This is a genomic window from Candidatus Methanoperedens nitratireducens (assembly GCF_000685155.1).
Classification (GTDB): Archaea; Halobacteriota; Methanosarcinia; order Methanosarcinales; family Methanoperedenaceae; genus Methanoperedens; species Methanoperedens nitratireducens.
This window is the reverse complement of the sequence record NZ_JMIY01000007.1, coordinates 678,614-694,102: the sequence shown is the minus strand read 5'-3', so window position 1 is coordinate 694,102 and position 15,489 is coordinate 678,614. Positions and strand designations below refer to the sequence as shown.

At 43.3% G+C, this 15,489-nt stretch carries 25 protein-coding genes and 1 tRNA gene; 8 read left to right on the top strand and 18 right to left on the bottom strand.

The genetic code is table 11. The annotated features are described in order from the left end of the window. The first annotated feature begins 47 nt into the window (after window positions 1-47). Window positions 48-842 carry a mechanosensitive ion channel family protein gene (locus tag ANME2D_RS15515; protein WP_048093503.1) on the top strand — a complete coding sequence of 265 codons (795 nt, stop codon included), beginning with the start codon at window positions 48-50 and terminating at the stop codon, window positions 840-842. Between the two features lie 19 nt (window positions 843-861). Here the strand turns inward: ANME2D_RS15515 and fen are convergent, their stop codons facing one another. Together fen and ANME2D_RS15505 are read right to left on the bottom strand one after the other, a co-directional pair. Beyond that, window positions 862-1,875, bottom strand: coding sequence for a flap endonuclease-1 (gene fen / locus ANME2D_RS15510; protein ID WP_048093496.1), 1,014 nt, complete (start codon window positions 1,873-1,875; stop codon window positions 862-864). A 14-nt stretch (window positions 1,876-1,889) separates the two neighbouring features. After that, window positions 1,890-2,177: a hypothetical protein gene (locus ANME2D_RS15505; protein WP_048093494.1), complete on the bottom strand. Its 288-nt coding sequence runs from the start codon at window positions 2,175-2,177 to the stop codon at window positions 1,890-1,892. A 111-nt stretch (window positions 2,178-2,288) separates the two neighbouring features. On the opposite strand from ANME2D_RS15505, the gene ANME2D_RS15500 reads away from it, so the two are divergent. Continuing rightward, window positions 2,289-2,903, top strand: a complete 615-nt coding sequence (locus ANME2D_RS15500; RefSeq protein WP_048093492.1) for a lactate utilization protein — start codon at window positions 2,289-2,291, stop codon at window positions 2,901-2,903. 39 nt (window positions 2,904-2,942) lie between these two features. Here the strand turns inward: ANME2D_RS15500 and ANME2D_RS15495 are convergent, their stop codons facing one another. Together ANME2D_RS15495 and ANME2D_RS17575 are read right to left on the bottom strand one after the other, a co-directional pair. Continuing rightward, window positions 2,943-3,332: a CoA-binding protein gene (locus ANME2D_RS15495; RefSeq protein WP_048093490.1), complete on the bottom strand. Its 390-nt coding sequence runs from the start codon at window positions 3,330-3,332 to the stop codon at window positions 2,943-2,945. A 1-nt stretch (window position 3,333) separates the two neighbouring features. Further along, complete coding sequence (locus tag ANME2D_RS17575) at window positions 3,334-3,456, bottom strand: CcmD family protein (protein WP_081810328.1); 123 nt, start codon at window positions 3,454-3,456, stop codon at window positions 3,334-3,336. A gap of 186 nt (window positions 3,457-3,642) precedes the next feature. Here ANME2D_RS17575 and rpl18a point away from each other — a divergent pair, with 186 nt between their 5' ends. The 4 genes from rpl18a (at window position 3,643) to ANME2D_RS15475 (ending at window position 6,148) form a co-directional block, all read left to right on the top strand. Continuing rightward, window positions 3,643-3,822 (top strand): 50S ribosomal protein L18Ae, encoded by a 180-nt coding sequence (gene rpl18a / locus ANME2D_RS15490; protein WP_048093483.1) that lies wholly within the window; start codon window positions 3,643-3,645, stop codon window positions 3,820-3,822. After that, a complete protein-coding gene (gene pfdA / locus ANME2D_RS15485; protein ID WP_048093477.1) occupies window positions 3,819-4,271 on the top strand; it encodes a prefoldin subunit alpha in 453 nt (150 codons plus the stop codon). Before rpl18a ends, pfdA begins: the two co-directional genes overlap by 4 nt. Window positions 4,272-4,273: 2 nt before the next feature. Further along, window positions 4,274-5,314 (top strand): signal recognition particle-docking protein FtsY, encoded by a 1,041-nt coding sequence (gene ftsY, locus ANME2D_RS15480; protein WP_048093475.1) that lies wholly within the window; start codon window positions 4,274-4,276, stop codon window positions 5,312-5,314. A 93-nt stretch (window positions 5,315-5,407) separates the two neighbouring features. Then, window positions 5,408-6,148, top strand: coding sequence for a V4R domain-containing protein (locus tag ANME2D_RS15475; RefSeq protein WP_048093473.1), 741 nt, complete (start codon window positions 5,408-5,410; stop codon window positions 6,146-6,148). A gap of 41 nt (window positions 6,149-6,189) precedes the next feature. Here the strand turns inward: ANME2D_RS15475 and ANME2D_RS18280 are convergent, their stop codons facing one another. The 13 genes from ANME2D_RS18280 to ANME2D_RS15415 all read right to left on the bottom strand — a co-directional run bounded on the left by ANME2D_RS18280 (window position 6,190) and on the right by ANME2D_RS15415 (window position 14,035). Then, window positions 6,190-6,366 (bottom strand): hypothetical protein, encoded by a 177-nt coding sequence (locus tag ANME2D_RS18280; protein ID WP_157834172.1) that lies wholly within the window; start codon window positions 6,364-6,366, stop codon window positions 6,190-6,192. A 62-nt stretch (window positions 6,367-6,428) separates the two neighbouring features. After that, on the bottom strand, window positions 6,429-6,608 hold the full coding sequence (locus tag ANME2D_RS15470) for a hypothetical protein (RefSeq protein WP_048093471.1): 180 nt from the start codon (window positions 6,606-6,608) through the stop codon (window positions 6,429-6,431). Then, a complete protein-coding gene (locus ANME2D_RS15465; protein ID WP_048093469.1) occupies window positions 6,608-7,072 on the bottom strand; it encodes a cytochrome b family protein in 465 nt (154 codons plus the stop codon). Before ANME2D_RS15465 ends, ANME2D_RS15470 begins: the two co-directional genes overlap by 1 nt. Before the next feature lies 1 nt (window position 7,073). Continuing rightward, window positions 7,074-7,736 carry a cytochrome b gene (locus tag ANME2D_RS15460; protein WP_048093467.1) on the bottom strand — a complete coding sequence of 221 codons (663 nt, stop codon included), beginning with the start codon at window positions 7,734-7,736 and terminating at the stop codon, window positions 7,074-7,076. A gap of 9 nt (window positions 7,737-7,745) precedes the next feature. Continuing rightward, entirely contained in the window at window positions 7,746-8,240 is a 495-nt protein-coding gene (locus ANME2D_RS15455; protein WP_052368984.1) for a QcrA and Rieske domain-containing protein, read from the bottom strand. Between the two features lie 4 nt (window positions 8,241-8,244). Beyond that, window positions 8,245-8,520: a hypothetical protein gene (locus ANME2D_RS15450; protein WP_048093465.1), complete on the bottom strand. Its 276-nt coding sequence runs from the start codon at window positions 8,518-8,520 to the stop codon at window positions 8,245-8,247. Window positions 8,521-8,529: 9 nt separating this feature from the next. Continuing rightward, window positions 8,530-8,871, bottom strand: a complete 342-nt coding sequence (locus tag ANME2D_RS15445) for a hypothetical protein (protein WP_048093463.1) — start codon at window positions 8,869-8,871, stop codon at window positions 8,530-8,532. A 16-nt stretch (window positions 8,872-8,887) separates the two neighbouring features. Then, the gene (locus tag ANME2D_RS15440; protein ID WP_048093461.1) at window positions 8,888-9,829 is read right to left on the bottom strand and encodes a cytochrome c3 family protein; all 942 of its coding nucleotides are present in this window, start codon (window positions 9,827-9,829) and stop codon (window positions 8,888-8,890) included. Between the two features lie 18 nt (window positions 9,830-9,847). Continuing rightward, a complete protein-coding gene (locus ANME2D_RS15435) occupies window positions 9,848-10,807 on the bottom strand; it encodes a cytochrome c3 family protein (RefSeq protein WP_048093459.1) in 960 nt (319 codons plus the stop codon). 99 nt (window positions 10,808-10,906) lie between these two features. Further along, entirely contained in the window at window positions 10,907-12,082 is a 1,176-nt protein-coding gene (argJ, locus tag ANME2D_RS15430; protein ID WP_048093456.1) for a bifunctional ornithine acetyltransferase/N-acetylglutamate synthase, read from the bottom strand. A gap of 2 nt (window positions 12,083-12,084) precedes the next feature. Next, window positions 12,085-12,558, bottom strand: a complete 474-nt coding sequence (locus ANME2D_RS15425) for a CBS domain-containing protein (protein WP_048093453.1) — start codon at window positions 12,556-12,558, stop codon at window positions 12,085-12,087. Window positions 12,559-12,567: 9 nt separating this feature from the next. After that, window positions 12,568-13,578 carry an N-acetyl-gamma-glutamyl-phosphate reductase gene (argC, locus tag ANME2D_RS15420; RefSeq protein ID WP_048093448.1) on the bottom strand — a complete coding sequence of 337 codons (1,011 nt, stop codon included), beginning with the start codon at window positions 13,576-13,578 and terminating at the stop codon, window positions 12,568-12,570. Between the two features lie 7 nt (window positions 13,579-13,585). Beyond that, window positions 13,586-14,035, bottom strand: coding sequence for a GIY-YIG nuclease family protein (locus ANME2D_RS15415; RefSeq protein WP_052368983.1), 450 nt, complete (start codon window positions 14,033-14,035; stop codon window positions 13,586-13,588). A 230-nt stretch (window positions 14,036-14,265) separates the two neighbouring features. Here ANME2D_RS15415 and ANME2D_RS15410 point away from each other — a divergent pair. After that, a tRNA-Leu gene (locus ANME2D_RS15410) sits at window positions 14,266-14,350 on the top strand. 16 nt (window positions 14,351-14,366) lie between these two features. Here ANME2D_RS15410 and ANME2D_RS15405 read toward each other — a convergent pair. Beyond that, a complete protein-coding gene (locus tag ANME2D_RS15405; protein WP_157834171.1) occupies window positions 14,367-14,816 on the bottom strand; it encodes a hypothetical protein in 450 nt (149 codons plus the stop codon). 107 nt (window positions 14,817-14,923) lie between these two features. Between ANME2D_RS15405 and ANME2D_RS15400 the strand changes: the two genes are divergently transcribed. Further along, on the top strand, window positions 14,924-15,301 hold the full coding sequence (locus ANME2D_RS15400) for a hypothetical protein (RefSeq protein WP_048093444.1): 378 nt from the start codon (window positions 14,924-14,926) through the stop codon (window positions 15,299-15,301). Window positions 15,302-15,489 lie beyond the last annotated feature (188 nt).

Sequence of the window (15,489 nt, the reverse complement as noted above, 5' to 3'; positions counted from 1 at the left end):
CGCTAATACGATAGCTTGATACAATTACATACCCATTAAATTTATTGATGTTATTTGAGGGGTTTTTTACTGAAAGTACAAGGTTAGTGGTAGAAAAGATAGTGTATGTTGTAATTATCACAGTCATAGCTTCCATCATTGCAAAGACTATCGCTACAGCGGTATCGCGCTTCGGGCAGAAAACGGGTATACCCAGGGATATTCTTGGCTCGGTAAACAGGATCATCACATATTTTATTGCTTTTGTAGGCCTTGTATTGGTCCTTGATATCTTCAATTTCAATATCGCGACTTTTGTAGCCAGTTTTGGAATTGTGGGATTGATAATCGGCATAGGTTCCCAGGCAGTTATATCTAATTTTATTGCCGGCATTCTTATCATGCTTGAGAAACCGTTTGTCACGGGGGATTTCATTGATATTATAGGATTCCAGGGTGTTGTCAGGGATATAAGGGTTAGAAGTACAAGTGTACAGACCTCTGATGGGCGATTGATTACGATTCCGAACTCTACATTTACATCAAATGCAGTAGTAAATTACTCAAAAACTGGCGAAATACTGGTGAAGATACCGGTATCTTTGGCGGCTGATGTTGATCTGGAAAAAGTTTCAGAGATTATGACCTCAGCCGCCAAAAGTACACGGGGAGTTCGGCCATATCGTATTGAAGTACTGGCTACAGGAATGAAGCAGGTCGGTCCATCCTGGAATATAGAGATTGAGCTTCGATTCTGGGTAAACCGTATTCTGGAGAGGGATACTATTGTCTCAAGTGTTACAGCCAGGATTAAAGATGAGCTGGCAAAGGAAAAGATAATAACCGTTCCATCCAGGCAGTAAGGTATGCTTTGCTCATGACCTAAAACCATCTATCCAGCGTCTGCTGTCCATCTTTTGAAGCTTCGATTAAGCGCTCTGTGGCCTTTGATACGCGTGCCTCTGAGAAATCATGCTGTATACAGAGGAACTCTATTATTCCTGATGCATCCGGCTTTTTCCATTTGAGTTCATAATCAGAGGTTACAGCGGGATTGAGGAACAGCTCCTTTAGTTCTGCCAGATTTTTAATGTCCTCGCCAAGTTCATCAAGCGCCTGCTCAATATATCCATGTTTCTTTATCAGTTTAAGGGCTTTCTTTGGACCAATCCCTTTTATACCTGCATTATAATCGGTTCCTATAAGAAGTGCTATATCAACAAGCTGCTCTCTTGTAATCCCGAGTCCTGTAAGTCCGCTCTCAAGTTCTATAATCTGGGGTTTTATATCCACATACACGCCCATCCCGGGCAGTTTTCTTTTTCCTGTCACAGCCAGGTTTCTGACAATAACAGGTGCCCCGAACAGAAGGGCATCATAATCCTGAGAACCAGCGGCATAAGCATCATTATTTCTGACCATAAATGCAGCCTGTGCCTCACCTTCAGATGGAGCCTGGATGACGGGAAGTCCCATTAACACGAGCAGCTTTTTAGCATCTTCTATCATATTCCCTTTAATTTGCGATGATGCCTGGGCATATTTAAATGCAGCCTCATCACCTTTTTCTTTTGCTTCTTCCCATCTTACCATGGCCTCTACCCGTATTTTTTTCCGCTCATTGAGTGTTGAGTTCTTAAACTCTGGCGGCTCTCCATCAAAAACAAACACCGGCCTGATACCGGCCTCAATCAGGTTTGTTGTCCTGTATAAAAAACCTGAGAGATGGGATGTTATCTCACCATGGGAATCGATAAGCGGTGTACCGTCGCGCTGGCGGATTATACTGAGAAACTGATAAAGGATATTGTATGCATCAATGGCTATTACTTTTCCTCTCAGATCCGATAGATCTATTTCTTTTTTCTCGAAGAGATCTCCGAAGTCAATCCCCATATTCGTACCCGAAATTAAATCTCACTGCTCAGTCTGATATCTATTACCGAATCATCATCGGCCTCAATGCCTTTTACAGTCAAAAGATTGCCTTTACGATTTATTAATTCGGCTATCGATATCTTAACCTGATGCTCATCTATGGAATTATGGTTTTTATGTACAATCAGCAGATTTATTCCTTCCTCGAATTTCTGCATAATACTGCCGATAACCCGTTCAAAATCAGAGTATATAATCACATCTGATAGGCCTGAATTAGATTTTTTTATTACTCCGATGGGCTTGATCTTTAGATCCAAGTGGATGACCTCATAACTATATGATACATAATCCTAAGGTCTTATTAATATTACCTTCGGAACGCAAACTATAACTATTAAGCCGCTATTACAAAATTAACGGAGGTTAGCATGAAATACGAAACACTGGCATCAGAGGAAACGGTTAAAAGAGTAATGGAAGCCGTAGGACACCGTGGTATCAGTCCTGAGTTTGTGAACACAAAAGAGGATGCCCTCAGGAGGTTACAGGAATTAATCCCTCCCGGTGCAGAGATCATGACAGGCGGCTCAACAACACTGCAGGAGATCGGTTTTGTTGATCTTTTAAAATCAGGAAAACATCCCTGGAAGAACTGGAAGGATATGATCCTGGCAGAAAAAGATGAGAAAAAACAGAATGAACTTCGCAAAAGAAGCGTCCTATCAGAATACTTTCTGGGAAGCGTGCATGCGATTGCCGAAACAGGTGAACTAGTTATTGCCAGCGCTACGGGTAGTCAGCTTCCTTCTTACGTATTTACGAGCAGAAATGTTATCTGGGTTGCCGGGACACAGAAGATTACGCCTGCACTGGATGCTGCAATAAAACGTGTGCGAGAGCATTCTTTACCACTTGAAGATGCCCGGATGAAAAGAGAAGGCTACTGGGGAAGTACTGTAGGGAAACTTTTGATATTTGAGAGAGAAACTGATCCCGGTCGCAAACTTACACTGATCCTGGTAAACGAGAAATTAGGGTTTTAATATATAATATATAATATATAATATACCTAAAGGAACAGGCTAACGTTTCAGCCTGTTATACTCAATCTTAATGCACTTATCCATAACAACTTCAAGCCCTGCCCTGCGGGCTTTTTCCGCGGCCTCTTCGTTTACGATACCTTCCTGCATCCATACAGCCCTGGCCTTTATCGCAATTGCCTCATCAACGATAGGCGGGACAGCTTCTGAGCGCCTGAAGATATTCACAATATCCACTTTCTCGGGTATTGATAGAAGATCTGGATAACATTTCTTTCCTCTCCACTCTTTCAGGTTCGGGTTTACAGGTATGATGTTATACCCATGTGCCTCAAGGAAACTCGCTATCATATGGCTTGGACGCCCGGGATTATCAGATATGCCGACCACAGCGATATTCTTATAATTCAAAATCGTCTCTATGCTCATATTATTTCATACTTTCTAAGAACCTGAGTTCATTACTCAATACTCTTCGCAATCGCATCAGGTTTAAGATATATGCAATCAATACGATCCACACAATGCCAAATGCTGTGTACAGGTAGCTCATAATAGCTATTCTATTCCCTTATTACATAAAGGTTGGCACATCCAAAAATAAAATCTAAGGCGCTTCTTTGGTCATGGGCCATTGTCCTGTAACAAGCGGTTTAGAGGGATACTCCTCTTCGCTTATACATTCCAGTAGGTATATATCCGATTGAGTATAACACAAACCCCCTAATCAGGTGATATAATGAATTTCATAGTGAAGGGAATCTTCAGAGCTGGAGAAAAATGGGAACGCTTTACAAAGAATGTAACATCCATGAGTAAGACTAATGCATCAGACAGGGTATATTCATTGATAGGAAGTGAACACGGATTAAAGCGTAATCTTATAAAGATAGAATCGATAGAAGAGGTTAAAGAATGAGCGATGAGAGATTAACACAACAGCAGGCTCAGGACCTGGTAGTAAGGCATCAGCAGTACCAGTATCAGGCAGAGGCAATAGCACAGCAGGTAAATATGCTAAAAATAACGATTAGAGATGTAGAAACAGCATTAACGACAATCACAGCATTAAAAGACGAGCCTGCCGGAGAAGAGATCCTGGTACCTGTAGGGTTTGGTTCATTTGTCAATGCAACGCTTACCAACCCTGATAAAGTAGTGATCGGGATTGGAGCAGGTGTGAGTGTTGAGAAGGGAACTGATGATGCAAAAGTCTTCCTTGAGAAAAGAAAAGATGAACTTACAAAATACCATGAGCAATTGAACAATGCGTTCACAAAACTCGCTGAGGAGTTGCAGGGTATTGAGAGGACTTTACAGAGGTATGAGCAAACCCAGCGGTCACAACAGCCCATGCGTGCCGAATAAATATGTTTGAGAAACTTAAAGAAAAGCTTGGCGGCGTCAAAAAAGTTCTAGGCGGTGCAATCGAAGAGAAAAAGGAAGAGGTCATAGAAACACAACCTGCAGAAAAAGAGGAGATACCCGCACAACCTCCCGAAACAAGCACCAGAGCGCATGAGAGAATCGGTGTGTTCGGCAGGATAAAAGCAGCGGTTATTGAACGGGAATTCATCATCGATGAGAAGAGCCTGCAGGACCACCTGTGGGAGCTTGAGATGGCGCTTCTTGAAAGCGATGTGGCACTGCCTGTAGCTGAGAAAATAGTGGACTCAGTGAAGGCTGAACTTGTGGGAAGCCGCAGGAGAATAGGCTCAGATACAGGGAAGATCGTTGAAACTGCCCTCAGGCAGGCGATCTTAAAGGTGATTTCAGTAGACTCCTTTGATTTTGATGAGTTCATCAAAAAGTCCAGCAAACCTGTAAGCATTGTCTTTGTGGGAGTTAATGGTACAGGCAAGACCACGACTATAGCAAAAATGGCCGAGCGCTTCAAAGAGCAGGGCTACTCTGTGGTAATAGCAGCAGGGGATACCTTCCGCGCTGGTGCTATAGAGCAGATTGAGAAACATGCCAGTGCTCTTGGAGTAAAGATCATAAAACACCAGGAGGGTGCAGATCCAGCCGCAGTCGTATATGATGCAATCCAGTTCGCAAAGGCAAAACATAAGGATATCGTGCTGGCTGATACGGCGGGCAGGATGCATACCAACATCAATCTGATGGATCAATTAAAAAAAATACACCGGGTTAACCAGCCAGACTTTGTTATTTTCGTTGATGAGGCAGTGGCAGGGAACGACGCAGTGGAACGTGCCAAGCTGTTCAACAGCGCAGTAGCTTTTAACGGCAGCATACTGACAAAGCAGGATGCTGATGCAAAAGGTGGGGCAGCTATCTCCATATCATACTCAACTGGCAAACCCATCCTGTTCATTGGAGTTGGGCAGAGCTATAAGGACCTTATAAAATTTGACCCGGAGTGGCTGCTTGATAGATTATTCGAATAACCGCTGCTCTGATGAGCCGGGCTCTCTCTATAACAGTTCAAATTTCGTAGAAAAACGAACATTATTTATATTACTGCGGCTATTAACAATTTTATGGGCCATAGCCATAATACTATGATTTTTTCGACAGATGCTGGTATTGTAGCTCTGGACAGTCCAGTTAAGCTGAAGATACTTGAGCTTCTAAGTCAGGGCACAACATCCTTTGATGAACTTGTGGAACAATCCGGGAAAGCCAAATCTACAATATCGGTACATCTTGATGATCTTGAGAAATTAAACCTGATACAGGAGAAAAACTATCCAGACGATAAACGGAAGAAATATTTTGTATTGAATTCCATGTGCATGGCATTCTCTCAAAGGCCGCTGCGAAACCAATATAACAGGTATTTAGATAATATTGGGATATCCGAATTGAATGATAGCTCCTTTATAAAGCATCTTTTTTATACTGTTCGATATGGTATAGAAGCATATGGTGTCGATCCAAAACCGCTAATGAAAATAATAGGAAATGATATCGGTACAAGGATCGGGCCAGGGTTTAAATCGGATAATCTTGAGGGAATTTTAGATGAACTTATTGCTTTTTGGAACTACCATGAGATGGGGAACATGTCCGTAGTCAGAGATGATAAACTTATAATCCTGATTGATAATTGCTCTAATATGGATAAAATGCCAAGTTTAGGAAAAACGCTGTGTTCTATAAGTGAGGGTATTATAGAAGGAATTCTCTCAAGCAGGTTGAATCTCAACTACGACATCATGGAAACTGAGTGCTTTGGGACAGGACATAATCGCTGTAAGTTCGTGGTGGAAGTAAAATAATTGGGATAAGGGTTAATTCAGTACACCAGTTTAGTCCATTGTTATATATTTTCCAATATATAATCAAGTGTGTTCTTCATATCTCTGATAACACCTTCGATGTAGCCGGGAAGCCCGAATATATACGGCTGGGCTGTGTCCCACCACAGTGGAACAGACATACCTCCGAGTATTACGAACAGCAGCAGGAATATGACCACTACCTCTATTATTTTCACAATGATAATTATGAGATTGGGGTTATATAAGCCTAACGACAGTTTCTATAACCAGGATAAAATCAGGTCTCAACCTCGATGAACAGGGGTATAATGCCTATCATCCCGCCAAGACCAAAAAAAACAAGGGCAATAGAGTAATTGCCCTTTGGTATATTATCTATACCTACTGCCAGCAGTATAAGTCCTGTGATCTTGGTTATTGCTTCTACCCGCAGATAGCTTGATCTGGACAGCTTCATCAATGGAATACGATGCTGTAGTATGTGAAAAACAATACACCCAGCAGGGCAATGACTCCAAGGGTGACCGCAACCTTTCTCTTCCTGATATCAGTTGATGGGTTCCTGTCGATGAAAGGCACGAGCATCAGAAGGCCATACCAGAGTACCATGGGCACTGTCACGCCTATGATCTTTGCAGGTACAGGTCCGATATCCCATGTCCAGAATTTCAGGAAACCGAAGACATACAGGAAATACCATTCAGGAAATATTGGCGAGGGTGTATCAAATGGATCAGCAGGTTCAAGCAGACCTGCCGGGTACACTGAAGCCAGCAGTACAAGGCTGCCTGCTATAATACACATTACCACTACTTCACGAAGCACGAAATGCGGGAAGAACGGAAGCCCGCGCACCCTTACAGGTTCTTGTCTCTCTTCCTTGACTTCGGTTTCGGGTCTTTCAACTTCTATTAGTGCCATATTAAAGCCTCCCTGAGATTCCCTGTATGCGAACCATCATGAAATGCAATCCAAGAAGGGCTACTATAGTTGCAGGGAGTATCAATACATGCAGCGCAAAGAACCTTGTCAGCGTCTCGGCACCGATATCACTTTCTCCCATAAGGATAAGAGAAATATACTCGCCCATAACAGGTATCGAGCCTGCTATACCGGTACCTATCTTCGTGGCCCAGAATGCAAGCTGGTCCCATGGAAGGAGATATCCTGAGAAACCAAAGGTAGTGGTAATCAGCAGTAAGAAGATGCCAACCACCCAGTTTAATTCCCGCGGCTTCTTATAGGCACCCATAAAGTAAATCCTTATCATGTGGAGCATCACCGCTGCTATCATGACGTTGGCTGCCCAGTGGTGCATGCTACGGATAAGGCTTCCAAATGGAACCTCTGTCATTATATGTTCTACACTCTTATATGCCTCTTCGGGTGTGGGTTTGTAGTACATTGCCAGGAATATTCCTGTAACAACGAGTATCAGGAAACACAGGAATGCAGTCCCGCCAAGGCAATATAGTGGATTGGAGATCACATTCTCAGGAGCAGGATGTTTTACTATCGGCGGCAGCAGTTCTCTTAATTTGAACCTGTCATCAAGCCATTTGTAGATCTTATCAGCTAAATCCATAAGTTCACCTCATGCAGCTCCTGCATAGAATGAAATAGATCTCACATAATCCGGGTCTTTCCACCTGAGCGCATAAACCGCACCTTCCCTTACAGCAATTTCAATTGCAGGTAAGGGCGATGGCGGTGGTCCTGAGATTACAGCACCTGTATTGGGATCAAACTTGCCTATATGGCATGGACAGAATATAATGCTCTCATCAGGTTTCCAGTAGGCGACGCACCCAAGGTGTGTACATACTGCCCCGAATGCCCGAAAACCAGCAGGCATGTGCAGAAGCACTGCGGCCTTGCCATTGAACATGAATCTTATAGCAGTTCCAGTCGGTACCTCATCTACAGTGGCTATTCTTACTTCGCTGGATGCATCCTTGTTTCCTGCCTGCGGCCACAGGTATTTTAATATCGCGGCCACAAAACCTGAGGCGAAGAATAACGCAACCAGGCCGATTAAGCATTCAGTCAGCCTTCTTCTTGTGATTTTCAGTATAATTTTATCATTCATGTTCTCACTCCAGTGTGGTGACGTATTCGTCCTGCAGTAATCCCTTTACATACAGGTATAAAATAGCTGCCATAACAAACAGGAGGTATGCCATTAGCTTTCCTGTATCCTCTATGAACTGTCTTGTTGAGGCCTCTGCAGGTTCACTGAGAATTATTTTCCAGATTATCATACCTGTTAGCCCTGCAGCCACAAGAGTTAATAGAATTATTGAAACAAAAGCAACCTGAGACCAGAGTCCAACCTTTTCAGGCCCGTATTCAATCTTTTCGATGTGCATATATCTACCTCATAATCGTATAGCATAAACAATGGCGAGAATAAGCAGAACAGTGGCAAATGCTATCAGACCTACATTCCAGACATCCATATGGACACCAATATTGATCTCTTCGGTCGGTTCTGGTGCAGGCGTCGCTTCAGGCGACGGGACATAACCTTCAAGCGAATGATTATTGGTTGCATAATAAACGCCTATTTCGTTCAGTTGAGGTGGTCCATCCGCGGTATGACAGTATGGACAATTGCGGCTCTCCTTAGCTGCATATTCTGTTCTGGCATATGCCGTAGAGGAGAGCAGGAGCACTATTCCAAGAGATAAAATGATCAGATTTATAAATCTTTTATTCATCCTGTTTACACCTCCATTACCCCTTACCTCTACGCAGTAACAGGTATATGGCAATAATTCCTGCCAGTGATAACATCGCTCCAGCTCCAGGAGTTGAAGGTGTAGCCGCCGGTGTGTCGGAATCCATCTGTGCCCGCCGTGCAGCCTCAATCCCGCTGTCGATTACACTCTCAAATTGCGCAAGATCAAAACTATGCCACAGTACAGGGAGTTGATCTCTAATTGATTCAGCATTCTCAAGATCTTTCTGTGCTTCTGATACATCCTCTCCTTGCTGCTTTGCAAATTTAATAGCATCCATGGCTTTCTTTATTTCATCATTCAATCTTTCCGCATCCTCAAGTGATGCGATCGCCATATCCGGTACATCCAGGGGAGCTATCCTCATATCAGGGTTGTGGCAGTTGCTGCACATTCCATGGATTTCACTCATATTCAGTACCTTAAATTCATGAGGCGCATGGCAGGTATCACACGTAGGTGCCTGTTTGAGAGCCTTTAATCTCTGATAATGTTTAGAATCCCTGAACTGATTTAATTCATCTACATGGCATTCTCCGCATGTCTCAGGCACATTCCTGTAGAAAACAGTACTGTCAGGATCAGATGACCGTCTGACCCCGGTATGCGCTTCATCCTTTATGTCCGAGCCTGGATTGCCGCCATGGCAGCTTTCACATGAAACATTGAACTGCGCATGTTTAGATCTTGTCCACTGCTCATAATTGCTTTTTGCAAACTTATCCAGGGTAGCGGCATGGCAATCAAGAGAGCATGATACATCTCTTGCCAGATGTTTAACTCGTATTTCGTTGAATAGCTTCTCTGTTTCATTAAATGCTGAAAGCTTCTCATGGCAGTCCAGACATGAGCTATCTGCTAAAGCTCCTGGTACGATGAAGATAATGAAGATAACAAACAGTAAGCTAAATAATATAATACGCTTTTTATATTTCATCGGATCACCTTTGTCTATCTAGCGCTTTTTTAAGAAGTATGCTATCAGCAGACATGATATCAGCAGGATTACCTCAAATCCTGGAGCTTTGGCGGGCGGTGATGCAGCTGGCATCTCAGCCATTATTATATTTTGTGCTCTCTGTGCATCTTCAATGCCCTCCTTGACCTCTGTCTCAAAGAAGGTCAGATTAAATCTATGCCACACTGAAGGGATATGTTTAAGGATTGATCTTGCATCTTCCAGTTCATTTTCTGCTGCGGTTACATCCTTACCACTTGCTTTTGCAGAGATAATAGCACCTCTGGCTTTTGAGATCTCAACCTGTAATTCCCTGATAGAGGACAGGGCCTCTTCTGCTTTCTTCGGGACAGCAGGATCGATACCGGTTATGCGGTTATGACAGTTACTGCAAAAATCTTCTATTTCAGAGGAAGTCAAAACGCGTACGCTGTGCGCCTGATGGCATGTGATGCATGCAGGGGCAGGTCCCTCCTCACCAGATTCCAGTTTTTTAAAATGCTCTGAGTTCTTGAATTCATCAAGTTCTGGTTCATGACACTTTCCGCATGACTCAGGAGTGTTAATGCGTGCTATATTGATTTTTGATATTCCTATATGGGCATCCTTCTTTGTGATCGCTAATGGGTCTCCACCATGGCATTTTTCACATGTTACATCAAAAAGGGCATGTGTGGATACAGACCACATTGCATAGGTGCTGGCAATGGATTTGTTAAGTTTATCCTCATGGCATACAATCGAGCAGGAAATACCGCTTTCAAGATGCTTGATGCGTATATCGACAAATTGTCTCTGTTCTTCTGATGTAAAAATTAGCTTTCGGTGACAATCAGCACACGAATTATTAGGTAGATCCGGCGGTGCTGCAATCACCGGTTGAACCAACAACTGCAAAATAGCTATTGTCAGCAGTACATGGATTATTCCTATAATTATCTTCAAACTGTTTTTCATCTAAATCCTCCTATCTAATTCCTATCTGTCACTAATAATTATTATTTTCCCCCCTTATCGGCAAGATACTTAAACTTATCCTTCCATTTTTTCAAAAAATCAGGTCGTGTACATCGCATTGATCTTCACATAATCATATGTCAGATCACAACCCCATGCAGTAGCCTCATTGTCCCCCAGACCGATATCTACCTCAATAATAATCTCATCGCTCTCCATAATACTCTTAAGCGCCTCAAGCTCTCCTTCAATTATCCTGCCAGAATCAACAAGTACAGTCTGCTGTTTATTACCAGAGAACAGCAGGGATATCTTATCCTGGTCAATCTCTGCGCCTGAATATCCCGCAGCAGCTACAACCCTTCCCCAGTTCGGGTCTTTTCCAAAGATCGCAGTCTTGACAAGCGGTGAGCGAACAATCGCTTTGGCAGCCAGTCTTGCATCGCCTGCGGTGCATGCACCCCTGACCCTTGCCTCGATCAATCTGGTTGCACCTTCTCCATCTCTTGCGATCATCTTTGCAAGATTGATGCACACAGAATCAAGTCCCTTCTGGAAGACCTCTTCTTCACATTCCTGATATCCCGTGGCTGAGAGAATGACCATGTCATTGGTGCTCGTATCCCCATCCACAACAACCATGTTAAGGCTTTTATCAACCGCCTTTTTTAGACAGATATCAAGGGTTTCTTTTGATAAGACAGCATCAGTATATAGAAATGCAAGCATAGTCCCCATGTTCGGCTCTATCATACCTGAGCCTTTGGCAATTCCGCCAATGCGTACCCCGTTATCGAGTTCAATGGCCACCTCTTTAAGAGTCGTGTCAGTGGTCATAATAGCACGGGTGCTGGCCCTGCTTGCCTCTTTTGTACTGGATAGATTATCAAATACCTCATCCAGATGATCCTGTATCCATGTCCTGTCCAGGTATCGCCCTATAACACCTGTTGATGCCACGCCGATCTCATCAGGACTGCAGTCCAGTTTGTTTGACAGTATCCTGGCCATCCACCGCGCATCAAGGATGCCTTTATGCCCGGTGAACGCATTAGCGCACCCGCTGTTGACTATAACCGCCTTTAGATCTCCTCTGGCAAGAGACTCTTGAGTGATGATAAGTGGTGCAGCTATTACTTTGTTACGTGTGAATACCCCTGATGTTGCAAGCCTGCGCGCATCTGCTACGATAATGGCAAGACCATTCTTTCCCTGCTTAATCCCGTTTGCCCTGATACCTCTGACTGCGCAGATACCGCCTTCGATGGTCTTCATAATCATTCCTGGATCGTTGAGAGCCCCATAATTATGTCGCATCGGGCGATGATTCCCACAAGCTTATCATTCTCTATCACAGGCAGCCTGTTGACCCTGTGCCTTACCATCCTTCTGGATGCTTCTTCCAGTGTATCATCAGGAGAAATAGAATAAACTGTTTTTTTCATAATATCCCTCACAGGCTTTAACTTCATTTCCTCAAGGTCTTTCCTGAATTCCTCAATCCTGAAGAGATTCCTTAAAGGAACCTCGATTACTTCAAGTGGACTTGGCAGCCATAGCTCACCTGAAAATTCAGGAACCTTAAATAATTTAATTAAATCGGTCTCGGATACAATCCCCACTACTTTTCCCTTTTCAACTACCGGCACGCCGCTGATACCGCTCTCTTTGAATATTTTTGAAAGAGAACCCACGGTGTCATCTGGACTGCAGGTAATTACGTCTTTTCTCATCACATCTCTTACATTCATATATCCACCTCACGGAGCAATACCGGGCGTCCAGAGACCTTTTGTTTCTGGAAGTCCGAGCATCAGGTTCATGTTCTGTATTGCCTGGCCTGATGCACCTTTTACAAGATTGTCTAATGCTGATATTATAACTATCCTGCGGCTGTCTTTTTCGATCTCAAAACCTATATCACAGAAATTGGAGCCGCGTACACTGCCAAGCACAGGGATTCCTCTAATCAGCCTGATAAAGGGCTTATCCTTATAAAAATTGTGGTATATCCTGCCAATCTCTTCCTCACTCAATTCATTTTTGACGAAGATATGCGCCGTGGTCAGGATCCCGCGTATGCTGGGAATAACGTGCGGAGTAAAGCTGATCTTAGAGAGACTGCCATCCAGCCGGCTCAATTCCTGGATGATCTCTGCACGATGGCGGTGGGTTGTAAGTTTATAGGCCTGGATATTCTCTGCCATATTTGGATAATGGGATACCCGGGTCGGCTCTGCACCTGCGCCTGAGATTCCGCTTTTTGAATCAAAGACTGCAAGTTCGATCAGTCCGGCAGAAGCCAGCGGCGCTGCAGCAAGGGATGCTCCTGTGGGGTAACATCCTGGATTTGCGATGAAATTTTGATCTGCCACTTCAGGATGGAGTTCAGGAATGCCGTACACAGCCTGCCTCGGATCTGCATGCTTTATTTTATAGACTCTCTCAAAAACATCTGACCTCAGGCGGTAATCTGCACTCAGGTCTATGACCTTTACGCCAGCATCAAGCAGTGCAGGCACGATATGCATGGCTGTGCCGTGGGGTACGGCAGTGAACACGATATCAGAGCGGGAGGCAACTTCCTCTGCGTTAAGGTCTTCAAAATTTAAATCAAAAATTTTGCGAATATGGGTATGGGTATCGCTTATCTTCTGCCCTTTTCGACTGCGCGATGTCACTGCAACAACATTTGCATCAGGATGCCCTGCAAGTAAGCGCAGTAGTTCACCGCCTGTGTATCCAGAGCCGCCTATGATTCCTATATCCATGCTATCCCTACATGTACTGGCTTATAATGATACTTTCGTTCTCTATGAGCTTATTGCACGTATTGATTATCCTGTCTTTGAGATCACTTTCAGTAAAGAAAAGATGGGACGGACAGGAGCAATCACTGCATCCAAATCCAGGGATTTCAGAGCAGAACTCTCCTATTGACTTTGCAACAGGACATTCGATATCATTATTCGTGGGCAAGAGGACAGCGCACACAACCCCGGAGTAAGGTAAAAGATAATCGATATGCCATTTCCTTGTGCTGTTTATGCCCGATGAGACGTTCAAATGCCTGGTTACGCGTTTAAATCCCCCTGTTCCATGCGCTGAACCAACGTAAGCATAGAAACCTTTTTTAAACTTGAACTCACCCAGTTTCCCAACCTGGATGTCGACATCATTATCCAGCCTGAGGATCAGAACGTATGCGCCTTTCATGCCATTTTTCATATACTCAGATGTGGTTCAGCTAATATAAACAACGAACTGGTACGAACTCGGGCTAATGAGTTCGTTTAAGTTCGTTTTGAGTTCGTTGTTAATCGTCTTTTTCATTGTTATCTATGAACCTACAATCAATGTATGTTGCGTATGGCCTCACCCCTTACGATAGGTATATACGGGTTAAAAATCATTTTCAGGTTACTTCACAGTATAAACGTGAGTTAGCTAACTGTTTTGCGAGGGTTGCCAAGTCCGGTCAAAGGCGATGGATTTAGGGTCCATTCTCGTAGGAGTTCGTGGGTTCAAATCCCATCCCTCGCATAAAACTTCAAATAGTTCACTTATATTCTATTGAGTGTCTTCCTGACCTCTTTTTGATCAGTCTATCCAGGGCATGGACAAATCCACTGTAGTACCTCTGGCTCAGCACATTATTGAGTATGACCGGCTCTCCAACTTCAAGCGGTTCTAAAAACCAGTTTCTCTGTATCTTATCTTGAGCAGGTAGAACTACCTCGCCTATAGGCGATTTAGATGAGGCATCAGGCGAAGCTTCGTCAAGGGGGACAACTGTGAAATATTTTTTTGTGACAAGGGGCATCCCCTTACCCTCCAGTTTTGATACGAATACACTATCTTCATACGGCACTATGTTTGTATTCTTAGCTAATGCCTCTCTATTCACTCCGATCTGATCGGGCTTTAAGTCTGTAGACTGTCCACCAACTATGGTAATGTACCAGTGCTTAAGAGTCTCAACCGGATAAGGATATAGCTTGCTTCTCATAGAATCAGGTTTTATCATTCATTGCTCTTAAATTTTAGGCACTTATGGTCTCCTCCTAATCGAAAGATTAAAATAATAACAATCCGTAATATATCGTGGGAGTCAGCATGAAAACCCTTAATATCAAACAGCTTGATGAGAAAAACGAAGAGATCACAGATGCACTTATTTCTTTAGGCATGAACAGAAACATTGCCAGGGCGCTGAGCTATCTTCAAAATTTGAATGAGGCTACAGCAGTAGACCTTGAGAGAGGAGCCAGATTACGTCAGCCTGAAGTCAGTATTGCTATGAGAGAGTTAAAGCAACGTAACTGGATAGACGAGAGAGAAGAGAAGAGGCAAGGTAAAGGAAGACCTAATAAGATATACTCACTGAAAATAGGTTTTAATGAGGTAATTGCTCAACTTGAGAAACAGCAGAGAGAAATAGTTGATGAGAAGCAGGCAAAGATAGAGCGGTTGAAGGAATTGAGGAAATATTAAATCAATTTCATTTTTTAACATTAGAGAATCGTATCCCTTATGTCAATGTAGAATGGGCTGGATGGTAGCAGATCTCTCTCAAATGTTTTTGCGAATATATTGAAAGTATCGATCTGTGTATTTAACTTTTTGGTATCTACTCAGGTTTTTTTAGAGCTGTTTAGCTCCTAATATTTTGCCTCATTACT

Coding starts and splice junctions, on each gene's coding strand:
- ANME2D_RS15515 (WP_048093503.1), top strand. CDS start 48: ATGTTATTTGAGGGGTTTTTTACTGAAAGTACAAGGTTAGTGGTAGAA.
- fen (WP_048093496.1), bottom strand. CDS start 1,875: ATGGGGATTGACTTCGGAGATCTCTTCGAGAAAAAAGAAATAGATCTA.
- ANME2D_RS15500 (WP_048093492.1), top strand. CDS start 2,289: ATGAAATACGAAACACTGGCATCAGAGGAAACGGTTAAAAGAGTAATG.
- ANME2D_RS15495 (WP_048093490.1), bottom strand. CDS start 3,332: ATGAGCATAGAGACGATTTTGAATTATAAGAATATCGCTGTGGTCGGC.
- ANME2D_RS17575 (WP_081810328.1), bottom strand. CDS start 3,456: ATGAGCTACCTGTACACAGCATTTGGCATTGTGTGGATCGTATTGATT.
- rpl18a (WP_048093483.1), top strand. CDS start 3,643: ATGAATTTCATAGTGAAGGGAATCTTCAGAGCTGGAGAAAAATGGGAA.
- pfdA (WP_048093477.1), top strand. CDS start 3,819: ATGAGCGATGAGAGATTAACACAACAGCAGGCTCAGGACCTGGTAGTA.
- ftsY (WP_048093475.1), top strand. CDS start 4,274: ATGTTTGAGAAACTTAAAGAAAAGCTTGGCGGCGTCAAAAAAGTTCTA.
- ANME2D_RS15475 (WP_048093473.1), top strand. CDS start 5,408: ATGGGCCATAGCCATAATACTATGATTTTTTCGACAGATGCTGGTATT.
- ANME2D_RS15470 (WP_048093471.1), bottom strand. CDS start 6,608: ATGAAGCTGTCCAGATCAAGCTATCTGCGGGTAGAAGCAATAACCAAG.
- ANME2D_RS15465 (WP_048093469.1), bottom strand. CDS start 7,072: ATGGCACTAATAGAAGTTGAAAGACCCGAAACCGAAGTCAAGGAAGAG.
- ANME2D_RS15460 (WP_048093467.1), bottom strand. CDS start 7,736: ATGGATTTAGCTGATAAGATCTACAAATGGCTTGATGACAGGTTCAAA.
- ANME2D_RS15455 (WP_052368984.1), bottom strand. CDS start 8,240: ATGAATGATAAAATTATACTGAAAATCACAAGAAGAAGGCTGACTGAA.
- ANME2D_RS15450 (WP_048093465.1), bottom strand. CDS start 8,520: ATGCACATCGAAAAGATTGAATACGGGCCTGAAAAGGTTGGACTCTGG.
- ANME2D_RS15445 (WP_048093463.1), bottom strand. CDS start 8,871: ATGAATAAAAGATTTATAAATCTGATCATTTTATCTCTTGGAATAGTG.
- ANME2D_RS15440 (WP_048093461.1), bottom strand. CDS start 9,829: ATGAAATATAAAAAGCGTATTATATTATTTAGCTTACTGTTTGTTATC.
- ANME2D_RS15435 (WP_048093459.1), bottom strand. CDS start 10,807: ATGAAAAACAGTTTGAAGATAATTATAGGAATAATCCATGTACTGCTG.
- argJ (WP_048093456.1), bottom strand. CDS start 12,082: ATGAAGACCATCGAAGGCGGTATCTGCGCAGTCAGAGGTATCAGGGCA.
- ANME2D_RS15425 (WP_048093453.1), bottom strand. CDS start 12,558: ATGAATGTAAGAGATGTGATGAGAAAAGACGTAATTACCTGCAGTCCA.
- argC (WP_048093448.1), bottom strand. CDS start 13,578: ATGGATATAGGAATCATAGGCGGCTCTGGATACACAGGCGGTGAACTA.
- ANME2D_RS15415 (WP_052368983.1), bottom strand. CDS start 14,035: ATGAAAAATGGCATGAAAGGCGCATACGTTCTGATCCTCAGGCTGGAT.
- ANME2D_RS15405 (WP_157834171.1), bottom strand. CDS start 14,816: ATGAGAAGCAAGCTATATCCTTATCCGGTTGAGACTCTTAAGCACTGG.
- ANME2D_RS15400 (WP_048093444.1), top strand. CDS start 14,924: ATGAAAACCCTTAATATCAAACAGCTTGATGAGAAAAACGAAGAGATC.